This window comes from Alteromonas sp. AWM4_230 (assembly GCF_056158305.1).
Map to the genome: position 1 here is coordinate 3,974,557 of NZ_JBSWTB010000001.1, position 14,221 is coordinate 3,988,777.

Below are 14,221 nucleotides of genomic sequence, written 5' to 3' on the forward strand. Positions count from 1 at the left end.
ACACAAACAAAAGCTAACTAAATCGCAACGGTAATTGCGAGTTAGAACAAAGACGAGATTATGGAAGCAAAACAACTACAAGCCCTAAAACAAAATAACGCGCTTCTTTGTCAATTTATCGTGAGGCTCTCAGCATTCTACGAGGGCTTTTCCGATAAAATAGATTCCGAACTCAAAGTGCTGCGCGGTCATCTTTCAGGTACGCCTAATTTTAGCCTTGCCGCTGTAAGCATTGAAAAGCTCAACAAATCTCTTCAGCGTCAAGAAATTACGTTAAGAAAGTACAGTATTGACACCGTTTCGACGCTAGAAGGTGCAATGAAACAGCTGCAAAAAGTTGTTTTTGAAGACAATGAATTGAAAGGCCTTACTACACAAGAGCTAATTAAACTTAACCAACCTGTAGGCGATATCTTCAGTATCTATAAGCTTTACGCCAAAGCCATTGCTCTTCATCGCATTGCGCTTAATAAAGAAATGATAGGCCTTGAGCCACCTGAACCAGTAGAAGCAAAACCAGAAAACAAAGAAAGCGCTACAGTTGGCTCAATTAAAGATGAAAACCCTCACTACCGTTCTATTTTAGTCGAGCTTAACCACCTAATTACTTCTTATGCTCAGAAAAAGCCGAGTGATCAGCAGCTCAATGATATTAAGCAACGCCTCGATGAAGGTATGGATAAAGAGCAGCTACTTAGGAGCTGCGTTGTAATTTTACGCATGATCGTGCAAGACGCAATGTCAGAGGCGAGCTTAACAGGGAAAGTGATTCAAAGCCTTCATCGCTCGCTAGGCGAAATCAGTAACGACGTAAATATAACCATTGAGGGTAGCCAAGCACAGTTTGAGCAGCGGAAAGCCGGTACAGAGCAGATAAAACGACACATTAGTCATATCGAAGAAACCGTATCAGAGAGTGACTCATTAGAATCACTGAAAGAGCAAACCCAACTTCGCGTAGAAAAACTTGTAGCAACCTTAAGCGAACAGCAAAATAACGATGAACAAGGGCAAGAAGCGCTTTTGGCGTTGCTATCGTCTATGCAATCGCGCATAGACACGTTGCAACAGCAAACCAGCGCTTATAAAAAGAAACTGGCAGAGCAAGCAATGCAGAGCCGCACCGATCCACTCACTCGCCTACCAAATAGACAGGCTTATAACGAGAAATTGGACGCCGCTTTTGCTGACTACAAGGAAAGTGGAACAACACTCGCCGTTGCCGTTTTAGATATTGACCATTTTAAATCGATCAACGATAGATTTGGTCACGCTGCCGGTGACAAAACCCTTCAAGTAGTAAGTAAGTTTTTGAAGCAGAACCTTTCTGAAAACGAGTTTGTCGCACGGTGGGGTGGCGAGGAGTTCGTGATGCTACTGCCTGAATCGCAAATGACAGAAATTGACGAAAAGCTTAATGAAATTAGAACTAAACTGGCTGCTATGCCGTTTAAGTTTAAGCAAGAAAAAGTCAAAATTACTGCTTCATTTGGCGCGACCTGCTTTGGTAAAGAAGACACGACAGAAACAGTTTTCGAACGCGCGGATGAATACCTCTACAAAGCGAAGCGAAACGGCCGCAATCTTGTAGTAACTGATTTAAGCACTGACTTATAAGGTGTGAAGTATGAAGAAAGTTCAGCTTAATCCCGTTGGCTCAATGAGTCAGCTTTCGCAAGTGGAAGTCTCTCGCCTCCAAGATGCAACAAATAGCGAGCTCTTCTCTATGTTTAGAAACTGCAGCCTTGCAGTATTGAACAGCGGAGTGGATGAAGACAATTTTGAAGCGCTTTTCGCCCCTTTTGAGAATTTTGAAATTAGACTCATCCGCCGTGAGCGAGGCGTAAAGATCGAACTTGTTAATCCGCCAGAAGTCGCATTCGTAGACGAAAAACTTGTTCGCGGTGTTCATGAACACTTGTTTGCTGTACTGCGTGATTTGCTTTACATGGGCAATAAGTATGCATTTCTTCATCAAACAGCGCCCGCTGAAGGAAGTGAGATCACCGACATGGTGTTTGACATGCTACGCCACGCAAAAGCCCTTGAAGGTAACGATAGCGTGAATACTATAGTGTGCTGGGGCGGTCACTCTATCAATCAAGTCGAGTATAAATACACCAAAGAAGTAGGCTATCAGTTAGGCCTGCGCGATATGAATATTTGTACTGGCTGCGGACCGGGCGCAATGAAAGGCCCAATGAAAGGAGCGACTATAGGTCATGCCAAGCAGCGTCACAAATCAGGTCGATACATAGGTATTTCTGAACCTAGCATTATTGCCGCAGAACCACCTAATGCGATTGTGAACGAGCTTATTATCATGCCAGATATTGAAAAGCGTTTAGAAGCCTTCGTTAGATTAGGGCACGGTATCATTGTATTTCCAGGCGGCGTAGGAACTGCTGAAGAACTGCTTTATTTACTTGGCATATTGATGAATGAGCGCAATGCGCAACAACCATTTCCTTTTATATTAACCGGTCCTGCAGGCAGCGAAGAATATTTCGAAGCCATAGATACCTTCGTAGGGGCAACGTTAGGCGCCCAAGCTCAATCAAAATATCAGATTATCGTGGATGACCCTGAAGAAGTCGCCCGTACTATGAGCAAACACCTTGAAAAAGTCAGAAAATTTAGAGGGGCAATGGGTGATGCTTTCAGCTTTAACTGGTCACTTAAAATTGAACAGGACTTCCAACAACCTTTCATTCCCACTCACGAAAGCATGGCAGCATTACAGCTACATCTAGATCAAAGTGAAAGCGATCTTGCTGCAAATTTGCGTAAAGCATTTTCAGGCATCGTTGCTGGAAATGTAAAGGCCGAAGGCATCGCACAAATCAAAGAACACGGTCCCTTCGAGCTTACCGGCGATAGTACACTTATGGACAAAGTGGATACATTATTAGAGTCATTCGTAAAACAGCACAGAATGAAGCTTCCTGGCAGTGCCTACGAGCCTTGTTATGTTGTAAAAAATGGCTAATTAAGCAAAATGAAAAGGTGACGCATTTGCTTACGTTTACTACTTATGTTTAATAGGCGTTTTAAGGTACACTTGCCTAGAGTATTGTTAAACAGAAAAATGTTACGAGCTGCAAGTTTACCTTTTTAAATGGTCATGCTTTTGGGCACTAATGTCCATCATTAACATTTTAGTATAGAAAACGAGAAGTAACGGTCATGAATACCAAGGTTATTCGTCTAATATTAGCTGGCGTTGCGTTATACGCGGTGTTTGTTTTTATGGTTATCGCCTTTTACCCTGATAAACCTGAAAATATGGATTGGAAAGACCGTGAAGAGTACAACCGCGTTCAAATTACTAAATTGAAATTGGGCAGTACTAGAGAAGAGGTACTTGCTTTACTGGGCTCGCCTGACATTACAGAAGCAAAACGGCAAGGTGCTACAGCGATTCAAGTTATGTTTTTTAGAACTCAGCACGTACGTGCAGACGGACTTACAACACAAGATGAGTGCACACCTTTGCTGTTCGAAAACGATAAGCTTATAGCTTGGGGTGAAGGGGCTTACTCTAGCTATCAAAAAAGTTAAAAGGATGGGGAGTGACCGACATCATTTCCACACTTAAACGCCTTGTTCATATAGGCGAAGCTGAGTTATCAGTCGAGCAGCGTATTAATCATTGGTTAAAAAACGCAAAACGCATATTGACGTTAGTTAATGCAAACCCAGCCCTAGCTGCAGCCACGCTTCATATTGATAACGACTTACCTAAAGACACGCAACAACTTTTGCTGCTGGCACTATTCGGCAAGCTGTGTCGATTCAACGATCATTATTTACAGCACGTTCTTGCGTCTTTACTTGCCACTTTTTGGCTATCAAGCGCTAAAACACCACGAGATAGCATTCCTGAAGTCATTCGCTTTTTGCGTAAACATAATCTGGCCATTTGGCAAGATACGGTAAAATTGCAAAAAGCCTTTCAGACGGGAAAATACATTAACTTTATTGCAGATAACCGACTAAATTTAGCGCAGAGGCTCAGTCTTCTCTCGGGTGTTTTCGCCTCAAACGCAAAAAAAGCCGATTACCAAACGGTGTTTACTCACATAGCCTGTCGCCTGCCTGCCCATCATCGCCATCATATCGCACCGCTTATTCAGCTATTCGAAGGTTTGCTTCCTGGAGCAAAAGTTTTTGCTAAGGGTGTACCCGGCGCTTTGGTAGATGTGCAGCAAAATCACGGGTATGTATTTACGCTCAGCAAGGATGACGAAGATGGCAAATGGCTTCCTTTATCGGCTATTCAAGCTCCGGTGCCTTTATCATTACCCTTTGAGCATTTCATAGCGCTGTATACAGACACCGCCAATGCCAGAGTGAACCAGGGCGGCACACCATACTTGCCTTCAACATTCGCTATCCAGCATCCTCCCAAAGCGCTTACTACCATTATCGATGAATTGCAAAAGCAAGATGTCGTGATTGAACAGCTGTGTGAAAAAATTGAAAAAGTCCCTACTTTTAACCACTTTTTGATGCACACAGCGAGTCAAGACAACAGGCTGCAACTGCCAGTGAAAAGTATCAAACAGGCAGTATTAACCTATGGTATAGAACGGGTGGGCGACATGCTTATTCAGTTTGCACTTTTAGAGCGGCTGACGCAGAATCACTTTCCACTGATGGGAATGTGTAAGCAAATAACCTTACTAGCGTGCTCATTTTCTAGCTACTTTGCACAAATTGTAGATTCGAAATTTACGCCGCAGTCGGCAGCCTTAACGATGACCTTCGTTTGCACTCCGCTATTTACTCTTCCAGGTTTCAAAGTATCAAAATCCTTGCCTGTCGACCTCGACAAAACCGTATCTATTAATAACGCGTTTAAAGTGAAGTCCGACACGCCTTGGCTAGCAATAGCGTCGGAACTCGCTGGTAGTTGGCATCAAAGTTCTACCTGGCGCGCGGTAATACATCAATGCGGAAAAGCGAGTACTGAGGTTCCAAAATCGATTCAAAAAGAACAGGCGATTTTAGTATTAAGTTTTGCTCTCGCGAAAGCATGTCTATTTCACCAAGATGTCTATTCGTTACTTCATGATATTAATGTGAAAACACTCATCAGCATTTTAAATATACAACCTAATGATGTTCATAATGCACTTGAGTCCAATGGACAGCTGCTCTATTGCCCTCTTTATCTTTAGTTACAAATAAGAGCTTTTAACCACACTCAAATCAATAAAAATGCTTTATTAGCCCTTGGTCTAGCAAGTGTGAAATAGTACACGTATCCGACTTATTAACTCATACCCTATGCCCGCTTCAATACTATTTAATAACTGGATCTGCGCGTAACGACAGATTAATCGCCCTATCACCTTAATTTATCTTTACGAATGGCTATAACTTGCGCCGGCTATCGTATAAAATACGGCAACTTTTGCGGTGCTTTATCCTTTTTCCCTACAATTTCAATTATAATAAGTAAGCAAGCAGAAATTGGCACCTCACGCGCCAAACCAAAAATTGAATAAACCTAACGATTTTGATAACAGAATTACCAGAGGATCCCTCCACATGACTCAGCAACGTATTACAGTCATTCGCGGTGACGGCATTGGCCCGGACATTATCGATGCGACCACAAAAATTCTAGATAAGGTTGGCTGTGACTTTGCCTATGACTATGCCGATGCGGGCTTAGTTGCACTGGAAGAACATGGCGAGCTTCTACCTCAAGAAACACTAGACCTTATCGCAAAAAATAAAGTTGCGCTTAAAGGCCCTTTAACTACGCCAGTTGGTGAAGGCTTTACGTCTATCAACGTTAGTCTTCGCAAGCAGTTTAAACTGTACGCTAACCTTCGCCCGGTAATGTCTTTTAAAGGCACAAAAGCACGTTACGAAGATATTGATATCATCACTGTACGTGAAAACACGCAGGGTATGTACTCTGGTCTTGGGCAAGTTGTTTCAGAAGACGGCAACGAAGCTGAAGCAATGAGTAAAATTACTCGTGACGGCGCTGAGAAAATCGTAACTTTCGCTTATGAGCTAGCACGTCGCGAAGGCCGTAAGAAAGTAACAGCGGTACACAAAGCAAACATTCTTAAATCGACGTCAGGTCTATTCCTAAAAGTTGCTCGTGAAGTTGGCGAGCGTTACCCAGACATCGAATCTGCTGAGATGATTGTAGATAACTGCTGTATGCAGCTTGTGATGAACCCTCACCAGTTTGACGTTATCGTAACCACTAACCTTTTCGGTGACATCCTTTCAGACCTGTGTGCGGGTCTTGTTGGTGGTCTTGGTATGGCACCAGGCGCAAACATTGGTGAAGACTGTGCGATCTTTGAAGCGGTTCATGGCTCTGCACCAGATATCGCGGGTAAAAACCTTGCGAACCCAACGTCTGTAGTACTTGCTGCAGCGCAAATGCTTGAATACCTAAACATGGGTGATAAAGCAGAGAAAATTCGCGCAGCATTGAAAGACGTTATTGAATCTGGCGACCGCACCACTCGCGACCTAGGTGGTGAAGCCGGTACAACAGAATTTACCCAAGCGCTTCTTGATCGTCTATAAGCGCCTTGTGCTGTAGCACTGTTATTATTTTAAAACGGGCTTTATAGCCCGTTTTTTTATGCATTACTTTCCACTTCCCGACTAAAAACTGTACTAAAACTGGACTACCGCTTTTTCAACCCGCCTCTATTATCTTGTTTGTACACACTAAAGTGCTTTGCGCTTTGTTACTAATCGCTACATCGAATAGAGTCTAATAGTTATGGACGAGTTAGTTTCGATAGTACTAAGACTAGAAAAAGTCAGTGCACTCTGGGTACATAAATTTAATCCCATTTAGCTAAGACGTAATGCCTCAATATTGGGTAGCGTACTTAGCAACACTTACAAGGAAAGATGATGAAAAAATTAATATCTGGCTTACTCGTTCTATCAGCGTTAGCTATTCAAGCTCCTGTGGTTCATGCTGAAGTAGAAAGTAGTAAGCAAACACAGCATAAAGAAACAAACCTGCAACAGCGCATCGACTTAAACTCAGCGACTGTGGAGCAGTTAATTTCGCTACCAGGTGTTGGTCAGTCTAAAGCAAAAGCGATTATTCAGTACCGTGAAGAAGTGGGACCGTTTCTTGAAGTCGCGCAGCTAACCCAAGTAAAAGGCATTGGCGAAAAAATGCTAAGCAAGATAGAAAATCATGTGCGTGTGAAGTAAATGACATTAGCTTAACGGCTTTAGATAACAACTTAATGGTTTGTCTAGCAGCGTACAAAAAAGTGGTTAAAAACAAAAATGCGCCAATATTGGCGCATTTTTATATTACTTGTAGCTTCCGAAATACTCTATTATTTCACTACAGACGCTAGGTATTCTTTAAACTCATCACCTAAAGAAGGATGGCGCAATGCGTATTCCACATTAGCCTTCATGTAGCCTAGCTTACTTCCGCAATCATGGCTCTTACCTTTCATGTAGTAAGCATCTACTTGTTCAAGCTTCATCAATGCATCAATAGCATCGGTAAGTTGAACTTCGCCGCCCGCACCTGGTGGTGTGAACTCTAGCAAATCCCAAATTTTTTCTGAAAGCACATATCTACCTACTACAGCTAGATCTGAAGGCGCTTCGTCACGAGGCGGTTTTTCAACCATTGCGTGAATTTTCGCTGAATCACCTGGAGTGATAGCCGCTCCATCAAGATCAGCAATACCAAACTTAGAAATATCTTCTTCTGGTACCTGCTCAACCATAACTTGGCTTACACGGCTGGTATTGAATTTAGCTACCATATCAGCAAGGTTATCCTTTTTAGGATCGCTTGCCACATCGTCAATGATCACGTCAGGAAGAACTACAGCAAAAGGAGCATCACCGATTAAAGGGCGTGCACACAATACCGCGTGACCTAATCCGTTAGCTACGCCTTGACGAATATGCATGATAGTTACGTCTTTCGGACAAATCGACTGAACTTCTTCTAAAAGTTGACGCTTAACACGCTTTTCAAGCGTTGCTTCAAGTTCAAATGAAGTATCAAAGTGGTTCTCAATGCTGTTCTTACTAGCGTGAGTTACTAGAATAATTTCCTTTACACCAGCCGCAACACATTCACTAACAACGTATTGAATTAGTGGCTTATCAACCACAGGTAACATCTCTTTAGGGATAGCTTTCGTTGCCGGAAGCATTCTCGTCCCAAGACCTGCTACAGGAATTACCGCTTTTTTAACCTGACTCATAAGTTAATATCCTTTTTTAAAATCCTAGTTACTCGCTCAAGTCGGCGCCTTGCCGTCAGTTATTTCTTAAGCTTATCTATATTCGCTATTATACAAAAGAGTAATGCAATCGATGTTCCAATTACCCTTTTAGAGCATTTATGTCTTGAAAATGGGCATTACGGTTATTTTCCACTCATTAATGCACAAAATTTGGGATAAATAATATCTAATGCACCAATTCAGTGAAAGAGCAGTGAGTATATTTTTCACTTTACTTACGATCCAATCGGTTAGAAGTAGCTGATTAGCGACGCTTATTTAGCCCACTTGTTTGATCGAATAGGACCGCCGTTACGCATAAAACCATCTTTTAACCCGTGACGCATATATTGACCTCTCGCTTTTCCCTGCCCAAAGCAAAATCGATTAACAAGATACCTTACGGGTATTGCACAAACATGACGGAGCTTCCAATAAAGCGGAACGTAGCTACGTCGGGCGAGAATAAGTACGTTGCGAAACTGATAGTAGAGTCTAATGGGAGCACCTTGCTTAAACATAACACCACATACCTTCACTCTATCGTCGCCTTGCCGATGAGGCATACAAGCGCTCAACGACTGGTAAATGACCATACCCTTAGCTCGAGCTCGCCAGCACCATTCATGATCGACACCATCTATGAAAAGTGCCTCTTCTTTTCCGCCCACTTTCTCAAAAGCACGACGAGAGATAAGCATGCCTGAGGCAATAATTTGTTTCACTTCCTTCAAGCTATCGGAGACCTTTTTACCCTTTTGAAGCACACCCTGATCAACACAATCAGAAAATTGACAGTAAATAGAGGGACCTATAGCGGCGATAGGCACTTCTTGCTCCAAAGTAGTAAACTGGCCTAATAATTCATTAGCAATGGTAGGTGTAAACTGGCTATCTTGGTCGAGCAGGAAAGCGTATTCAACACCTTTGTCAAAGAGCTTTTCCAAACCTATGTTTTGAGCTTTTGCAATACCTAGATTGGTTCCACAATGAATGTAAGTGCAGCTAGATATATTCAAACGTTCATCAGCATTGGCTGAATTATCAACCAGCACTAAATCCCATTCTGGCGCCGAAAAAGCCTGAATCACACTGGTAAGGTGGCCAATATCGGGGTTATAAAGTATTACGACAATCCCTGTTTTCAATGCTTACCAAACCTCTCTAACAAATGTCTGTCGAGCTTGTATGCTAATTTGACCACTTTCCCTGGCATCAATCGCAGTGATAAGACACCGCAAGCATAAAAAAAGTTATAGGGTGAAAACTGTTTTAATTTAGTGATCGCAAAGATGCGCGCTCTAAACTCATTGAGAGACTTGCTCAGCCCACGCCGCTTATAGAAGTTATTCACTCTTCTAAACTTTAATAATCTGTCCTTCAGGTTTCTAAAGATATAACCTTGTGAAGCTAGTGAAACCCAGAAAAAATAATCTTGTGTGTTAAGTAAGTCGCCATTGTATCTGTGTCCATCATGAAACACGTTGTAACGAATCACCACTGTAGGGTGATTAAGCGAGCAGCGCCTAGGTAGTATTCGGGTTATTTGTTTGTGTGAAGCAGGCATTACTCTCGCTCCGACTTTTTTCCCGCTTTCATTTATTTCAGTGAGCGCTGAGCCTAGAACCGAAATATTGCTATGCCGATTAAGGTAAGTGATTTGGCGCAAAAGTCTGTGTTCTTCGGAGATATCGTCTGCGTCCATTCTCACAAAATAAGAGGGGTTAAACTGCAAGCCAAAATCGATGGCAGAATTCATACTACTTGCAAGGCCGATATTTTGGCTATTTTGCGCCAATATAATTCTATCGTCATTTTTTGCAGCGTGTTGAAGTACTTGAGTAATGGGTCCTGGAACCGGCCCGTCGATAACAATGATAAAGAGAAAATCGGTATAAGTTTGGCCTGTTATACTCTTGATAGCCTCTCGCAACCATTTCGCATTGTCAGCTTGATAAACGGCCATTGCGACAATCGATTCAACATGCTTTTTTTTGTTTTCGTTGTGAATGACGGAGAATTGATTTATCAAGAATTATTTACCAGCAATAAAAGTAACAGAGGAAATAAAAGCGCTTTTACGCGCTTCTTTTTCGACAGTATGTTACAGAGATTTTATGCAACCTGCTATGGGTTTTACCGAATCTAGGTCCTGACTTGCTTAATAAAGCGAAGTACGCTCCATATATGCTGAATCACAAGACTATAGACGACTAGAAGCCCAATAAAACCATAGAACATAAACGCTTCAGGTACTTGATAAACTTCGCCTAATATACCGATAAAGCAATAGCACGCGCCTAGGCACAATATTGCAACCAGTGACTGCCTACTGCTTAACCCTGCTCGCATGAAAATGTTGTGAAGGTGCTGCCTGTCTGGTTTCAACATAGACTGCCCCTTGCGCGCTCGACGGTACATGATTGCAGCCATATCCATCAAGGGAAGCCCAACAAGCCACACCGCCGTTATAGGTCTAAACGCAGCCGTTTCACCTTGGGTGTGATCAACAAGTAGCCATACAATGGTGAGGCCGACAAACATACTGCCTGCATCGCCCATAAATATCTTGTTCCCTTTGAACCCTTTCCAACTCAGGTTAAACGCCAAGAAAGGAACAATAGCAGCCACAATAATAAGTGGCTCCATAATAGAGACGCCATTGCCAGTGAAAATTAAAAAACCTGCCACGGTAAGCAATATAACCAGGCTCATACCGCCTGCAAGACCATCAATGCCGTCTATCATGTTAAATGCATTGATAACACCGACAACACAAATGATGGTGAAGAAATAGCCTCCGAGGTCGAGAAGCACCTCGCCAGTGCCAAAGATATTGCCTAACGACGTAATATAATTTTGCGCGCTCCATGCCATAATGGCGGCCACACCAAATTGACACATGAGGCGACCTTTCGCACTTAAGTCAAAGCGGTCGTCCAGCATACCAAGCAAAACTACAAAAGCAGATGCGGTAAAGAACAACGGGTTATTCTTCATCCATACATCGGTAGCGACGCTTGCAACAAGTACGGCCATGAATATCGCCACACCACCGGTTAAGGGAACCAATCCAGCATGGCGTTTACGTGCTGTAGGTTGATCAACTAAACCAAACTGATGCGCTAGAGGCGTCATCACCACTAAAAGAATTAGGGCTACGAAAAATGCAGTAAAAAGCGGGACGAACTGCAAGTACGCTAGCATAAAACACACAACCTCTCGTCACCGGTTACCGAAACACGCGAGTTTTCCAGCCTGACCAATGCACTTGTAAATTTGTTTAAAAAGCTCAATATCGATTCCATATTTGTACAACTTCCATTTCTTCCAGCGCGGTGAGGGTTTATCGTTATAACTATGCGGGTCGAAAACTGCCATATGATATAAAACATTTGTTTAAGTAACCACCCCAATCGCAAAATTATCGTTTCAAAACATTTCGTAATAGTTACAGTTTTAACTGCGCTTACCACGCACAAATATTTCGCTAACTGCCACATGAAGCCGTTTCGTGACATCTCAGTTACTCGCAAATACAAAATGTAGACGTACCACAAGCGCAATTATTTCACTAACTATTAAATTTCCTACTCATTGTGAACTTTCCAATAACAATATAGTCATTTTGAAGTCTTAAACCTTAGCGCCACTGCGATAGCAAACATGCTTTTTTTAAAACTTATGTTATCCTAGCGCGAAATTGCTATATGGATATGAAAGCTAATGTTCAAACAATTCCAACGTTTAATTTTGCCGTTTGCACTAATTGTGAGCGCCGCAGGGTGTACTAACTCACCTACAGTTACCGAAGCCGACATACCCTTGGTGCACTCTTCTCTTGCATATTCCCTAGCACCGGAAAAAGAGTCTGCAATAAATATTCCAAAAGCCAATATTTATTTTGATAAAAAAGAATCTTTTTCAATACGCTTTGGTGGCTATGATTACGCAGCCACCAAACACTACGTTTCAGCCACCGGCAATAAGTGTATCCGCTTTTCTTTACAAGACAGTGACTCTGTTCAGACGGGCGCGCAGCGCAAAGTAACCACTTGCCAGCGGGATGGGCGATGGAAAGTCGTTTCTCCTCTCGTAGTTTCGGCAACCGCGCAAGGTGAATAAGTTAATGAAGTTTATGGATATAAAAAACACAATCAAAACGCTTTCAGTAACAGCATGTTCAGCAGTAGTTGGCTGCCTTCTTTTGCAACCTGTTTTCGCACAAAGTGTCGAACAACTACAGCAGCTAAGAGAAAGGGCTCAACAATCGCAAAGCGGAGGCGCTGCGCAGTCAGTCTCTCCTCTTAGTATCTCGACACAGCGAACTCTGCCGGGCGCCACAGGTACTGCAAACTCGATGGGGCAATTTTCCACTCAGCCGCGAAACGGTGTAAATTTACCTGGAGAACCTACTATTGAAACGGTTTTCCCTGCCCAACCCCCTATGGAAAATCCGCCATTTGCTGCGAACCTATTTATTGGTGGCTTTGAGTCAGAGCGCAGTTCAGGCTTGAACGACAATTATTTAGTGGCGCCGGGTGATAAAATAAATATTTGGCTATGGGGCGCGGTCAATTTCTCTAGCGTAGTTACCGTAGATAACCAAGGCAATATTTTTATTCCTAATATTGGCCCTATCCGAGTCGCAAATACACCAGCAGGAAGCGTTAACCAAACGGTTACAGCAAAAATCAGGCAGGTGTATACCAACGATGTGAATGTTTACGTAAACCTTCTTACATCGACGCCAGTGTCTATATTTGTATCAGGGCCAGTATTGCGCCCCGGTCAATACGCCGGCCTTGCTTCAGATAGCGTGCTTTATTATTTAAAACGTGCAGGCGGCATCGACTTCCAGCGCGGCAGTTTTAGGCAAATAGATGTCGTTCGCAACGGTAAGGTCGTCGCATCTGCAGACTTGTATGCCTTTTTTAGAAGCGGAAAGCTTCCAGAAGTATCCTTCAAAGACGGCGACACCATTTTAGTGCACCCAATTGGCAACACTATCGTTGTTGAAACCGGTGCTCGCAATAGCTTTACCTTTGAATTTTTAAATGAAGAGCTTAACGGTGGCGTGGTTAATTACTTTGCACGACCTGGTGAATTCGCTTCTCATGCCTCAGTATCAGGTGTTCGCAATAATAAACAGTTCGCACGCTACCTAGATTTAAAAGAGTTCGCTTCTTTAGAGCTAAGCGCAGGCGACACGGTAGAATACATTGCGGATCACGAGCCGCAAATATATCGAATTAATGTTGCTGGCGCCTTCGCAGGTGCATCGCAAATTATGGTTGATAAAGGCACACGCTTACTTGACGTGTTAGACCACATTGAAGCTGATACCACGCTCTCTGACACGCAAAATATCTACCTACTTAGAGAAAGTGTTGCCGTTAAGCAAAAGGAAATCATTGAAGAAGGTCTACAGCGTCTTGAGAGAAGCATGTATACCGCACCGATAAGCTCGACGGGTGAGGGTGCTATACGCGCTCAAGAAGCACAGCTTGTTGCAGACTTTATAGCTCGAGCAAGGCAAGTAGAGCCCCAAGGCCGTGTTGTTGTATCTGAAAACGGCGACATAGCGAATATTCTGCTTGAACCTAATGACACAATCGTCATTCCAGAAGTGACTGACTTGATACATGTAGGCGGTGAAGTACTACTACCGCAATCTGTAGTATTTAACCCAGATGCAACTACTGAAGATTACGTAGCTTGGGCTGGCGGCTTTACTGAACGCGCTGAAGACGAGCGTATACTTATTGTTCGCAAAAATGGGAACGTTACTTTTTCAAGCGTGAACGACTCATTCCTTTCAAGCGATGAAAGCAAGCTTGAGCCAGGGGATCAGATTATCGTTCTGCCTGCAATTGATACCAAAGTACTGCAAGCTGTTAAAGATATCACCCAAATCGTTTATCAAATTGCTATTGCAGCTAACGTTGCTACTAACTAAA

The 14,221-nt window shown here is 42.9% G+C and carries 12 protein-coding genes; 8 read left to right on the top strand and 4 right to left on the bottom strand.

Annotated features, from left to right (window positions below; all coding sequences use genetic code 11):
• The first annotated feature begins 60 nt into the window (after positions 1-60).
• The 6 genes from ACXACS_RS17110 to ACXACS_RS17135 all read left to right on the top strand — a co-directional run bounded on the left by ACXACS_RS17110 (position 61) and on the right by ACXACS_RS17135 (position 7,215).
• Complete coding sequence (locus ACXACS_RS17110; RefSeq protein WP_474808357.1) at positions 61-1,617, top strand: GGDEF domain-containing protein; 1,557 nt, start codon at positions 61-63, stop codon at positions 1,615-1,617.
• Positions 1,618-1,627: 10 nt separating this feature from the next.
• Positions 1,628-2,989, top strand: a complete 1,362-nt coding sequence (gene ppnN, locus ACXACS_RS17115; RefSeq protein ID WP_474808359.1) for a nucleotide 5'-monophosphate nucleosidase PpnN — start codon at positions 1,628-1,630, stop codon at positions 2,987-2,989.
• Between the two features lie 197 nt (positions 2,990-3,186).
• Positions 3,187-3,561: a DUF3192 domain-containing protein gene (locus tag ACXACS_RS17120; RefSeq protein ID WP_269918820.1), complete on the top strand. Its 375-nt coding sequence runs from the start codon at positions 3,187-3,189 to the stop codon at positions 3,559-3,561.
• A gap of 11 nt (positions 3,562-3,572) precedes the next feature.
• Positions 3,573-5,183: a histidine kinase gene (locus ACXACS_RS17125; protein WP_474808361.1), complete on the top strand. Its 1,611-nt coding sequence runs from the start codon at positions 3,573-3,575 to the stop codon at positions 5,181-5,183.
• 373 nt (positions 5,184-5,556) lie between these two features.
• Positions 5,557-6,564: an isocitrate dehydrogenase gene (locus tag ACXACS_RS17130; protein ID WP_012517475.1), complete on the top strand. Its 1,008-nt coding sequence runs from the start codon at positions 5,557-5,559 to the stop codon at positions 6,562-6,564.
• Between the two features lie 339 nt (positions 6,565-6,903).
• The gene (locus ACXACS_RS17135; protein ID WP_474808364.1) at positions 6,904-7,215 is read left to right on the top strand and encodes a ComEA family DNA-binding protein; all 312 of its coding nucleotides are present in this window, start codon (positions 6,904-6,906) and stop codon (positions 7,213-7,215) included.
• 131 nt (positions 7,216-7,346) lie between these two features.
• On the opposite strand, the gene galU is transcribed toward ACXACS_RS17135, so the two are convergent.
• The 4 genes from galU to wecA all read right to left on the bottom strand — a co-directional run bounded on the left by galU (position 7,347) and on the right by wecA (position 11,468).
• Complete coding sequence (gene galU / locus ACXACS_RS17140; RefSeq protein WP_118490083.1) at positions 7,347-8,240, bottom strand: UTP--glucose-1-phosphate uridylyltransferase GalU; 894 nt, start codon at positions 8,238-8,240, stop codon at positions 7,347-7,349.
• A 296-nt stretch (positions 8,241-8,536) separates the two neighbouring features.
• Positions 8,537-9,409, bottom strand: coding sequence for a glycosyltransferase family 2 protein (locus tag ACXACS_RS17145; RefSeq protein ID WP_474808366.1), 873 nt, complete (start codon positions 9,407-9,409; stop codon positions 8,537-8,539).
• Entirely contained in the window at positions 9,406-10,293 is an 888-nt protein-coding gene (locus ACXACS_RS17150) for a glycosyltransferase (protein WP_474808368.1), read from the bottom strand. Before ACXACS_RS17150 ends, ACXACS_RS17145 begins: the two co-directional genes overlap by 4 nt.
• Before the next feature lie 113 nt (positions 10,294-10,406).
• On the bottom strand, positions 10,407-11,468 hold the full coding sequence (wecA, locus tag ACXACS_RS17155; protein WP_474808370.1) for a UDP-N-acetylglucosamine--undecaprenyl-phosphate N-acetylglucosaminephosphotransferase: 1,062 nt from the start codon (positions 11,466-11,468) through the stop codon (positions 10,407-10,409).
• Positions 11,469-11,987: 519 nt separating this feature from the next.
• On the opposite strand from wecA, the gene ACXACS_RS17160 reads away from it, so the two are divergent.
• Positions 11,988-12,386, top strand: coding sequence for a hypothetical protein (locus ACXACS_RS17160; RefSeq protein WP_474808372.1), 399 nt, complete (start codon positions 11,988-11,990; stop codon positions 12,384-12,386).
• 4 nt (positions 12,387-12,390) lie between these two features.
• A complete protein-coding gene (locus ACXACS_RS17165; RefSeq protein ID WP_474808374.1) occupies positions 12,391-14,220 on the top strand; it encodes a polysaccharide biosynthesis/export family protein in 1,830 nt (609 codons plus the stop codon).
• Position 14,221 lies beyond the last annotated feature (1 nt).